The following is a 2,511-nucleotide window of genomic DNA, read 5'->3' as shown; positions in this document are numbered from 1 at the left end:
GCTGAGCCGGGCGCTCAAGGCGGCGGCCAAGCGGCAAAAGGTGTTGGGCGGCCTGTGGAACGGCGCCGTGGCCCTGGCCCACGCCGGCGTGCTCGACGGGCTTGGCTGCGCCCTGCACCCGGACAACCATGCCTTCGTGCAAGAAGGTTTCCCCCAGGTACAGGTGTCGCCTCATGCGATGGTGGTCGAAGCGCGCATACTGACCAGTTCCGGCCCCAACAGCGCGCTGGAGATGATGCTGGCGTTAATCGAGCGGCTGCACGGCCGGGAAACGGTACGCGCCATCAGCGAAATACTCAGCAGCGATCGTATCGTCGATGACGGCGATACCCCGCTATCTTTGACCGAAAACGACCCTTCCATGCCCGACGCCTTGCGCACCCTGCTGCGGCTGATGAACAGCAACATCGAAGAGCCGCTCGGCATCGAAGAGCTGGCCGACTACGTGGGCCTGTCGCGCCGGCGCATAGAGCGACTGTTTCAGAGCCACCTCGAAACCACGCCGTCCCGCTACTATCTGGAGCTGCGCATCACCCACGCCCGCCGCCTGCTGCTGCAAAGCAGCGCCAGCATCTCCAGCATCGCCGTGGCCTGCGGCTTTGTCAGCTCCACCCACTTCAGCCACTGCTTCAAGGACTTTTTCGGCGTCTCGCCCAGCCAGGCGCGTCAGAAACGCAGTTAAAGGGCGCATGCTGTGCCCCCCGGACAAGGGCGGGCATAGCGACACCTTACCTATTTGCCATTCCCCCCTGAAAAACCACCACGATAAAAATAATTAATCACTTAAAAAACAAAAACTTAATACTAAACTCATTACCCAATCCAACACAAAACCGGCAAAGTCGGTTGATCATTCCCGTGACTACCTCTAGGATTTATTTTTATTGAACGGTCAATTAATGAAAATCATATGCCTATCGTCGGAGTACAGGAAATTCGCAGGAAACAGCTGATCGACGCCACCCTGGCGTCGGTGGCCGAGTATGGCCTGCATAACACCACCATCAACAGCATCAGCCGGCTGGCGGGAATGTCGTCGGGCATCATCAGCCACTACTTCGGCGGCAAACAGGGCTTGATTGAAGCCACCGTAAAGCAGCTGCTGGATGAACTGAAACTGGCGCTGCTGCGTAAGACCGGCGGCGGTGAGCAACACTCGCCCCGGCAACGACTGATGATCATAGTGGAAGCCAACTTCACCGAGTTTCAGCGCTCGCAACCGACCACCAAATCCTGGCTCAGCTTCTGGGCCCAGGCCATGCACGATCCGGCCCTGGCCCGGCTGCAACACGTCAACAGCCGCCGCCTATACAGCAACCTGCGCTATTCCTTCCGCCAACTGCTGGACGACGAGGCGGCAACCAACGCCGCCCTGCAGACCGCGGCCATGATCGACGGTTTCTGGCTGCGCAGTGCCCTGAGCCCGGCTCCATCAACCGACTTCGCCCAGGCCGAGGCCTTGTGCAAATCCTTTATCGAACAGCTGTTAACCCCGCATGGAGCAAAAGCATGTCATTAATGCGCTATCAGAATTTTGTCGACGGCCGCTACCTGGCCAACGAAAGCGGTGACACCTTCGACGTCATCAATCCGGCCACCGGCGAGGTCGCCTACCAGATGGAAGTGGCCGACGCCTATGTACAGGACGCCGCCATCGCCTCGGCCCGCCGGGGCTTCGAGCAGTGGTCGGCCATGAGTGGCATGGAGCGCAGCCGCATCCTGTTGCGGGCGGTGGCGCTACTCAGAGAGCGCAACGACGAGCTGGCTCGCATCGAGGTGCAGGACACCGGCAAACCCTGGCAGGAAGCCTCGGTGGTGGATGTGGTGACCGGCGCCGACAGCATCGAATTTTTCGCCGGCCTGGCGCCCTCTATCGAGGGTAATCAGCAGGATCTCGGCGGCGACTTCTACTACACCCGCCGAGAGCCGCTCGGCATCTGTGCCGGCATCGGCGCCTGGAACTACCCGCTGCAAATTGCCTGCTGGAAAGCCGCCCCGGCCCTGGCCTGCGGCAACGCCATGATCTTCAAGCCCTCGGAAGAAACCCCGCTGGGCGCGCTCAAGCTCGCCGAAATCTTTATCGAGGCCGGCGTGCCCGCCGGGGTGTTCAACGTGGTGCAGGGTGACGGCGCCGTGGGTGCCTGGCTCACTCATCATCCGGATATCGCCAAGGTGTCCTTCACCGGCGAAGTCGGCACCGGCAAGAAGGTCATGGCCGCCGCCGCCAGCTCGTTGAAAGACGTCACCATGGAGCTGGGGGGCAAGTCACCGCTGATCATCTTCGACGATGCGGATGTGGACGACGCCGTCTCCGCCGCCATGCTCGGAAACTTCTACACCCAGGGCGAAATCTGTACCAACGGCACCCGGGTGTTCGTACACAAGGCTATCTACCCGGCCTTCATGGAACGGCTGCTGGAGCGTACCCGCCACAACATCATCGCCGGCGACCCCATGGATCCGGCCACCAACTTCGGCGCCCTCATTTCCCATGCGCATCAGCAGAAGGTA

General features: G+C 61.0%; 3 protein-coding genes. All 3 read left to right on the top strand.

Annotated elements, in window-relative coordinates:
* A partial coding sequence (locus UN63_RS16770; protein WP_146084769.1) for a GlxA family transcriptional regulator occupies window positions 1–682 on the top strand: 682 nt, incomplete at its 5' end.
* 228 nt (window positions 683–910) lie between these two features.
* Window positions 911–1,519 carry a transcriptional regulator BetI gene (betI, locus tag UN63_RS16765; RefSeq protein ID WP_104488627.1) on the top strand — a complete coding sequence of 203 codons (609 nt, stop codon included), beginning with the start codon at window positions 911–913 and terminating at the stop codon, window positions 1,517–1,519.
* On the top strand, window positions 1,510–2,511 hold a 1,002-nt coding region (locus UN63_RS16760; RefSeq protein WP_104488628.1), incomplete at its 3' end, for an aldehyde dehydrogenase family protein. The genes betI and UN63_RS16760, both read left to right, overlap by 10 nt.

The organism is Oceanisphaera arctica, from assembly GCF_002936955.1.
GTDB classification, from domain to species: domain Bacteria; phylum Pseudomonadota; class Gammaproteobacteria; order Enterobacterales; family Aeromonadaceae; genus Oceanimonas; species Oceanimonas arctica.
The sequence above is the reverse complement of the archived record's forward strand: the minus strand, read 5'-3'. Positions and strand labels throughout refer to the sequence as shown.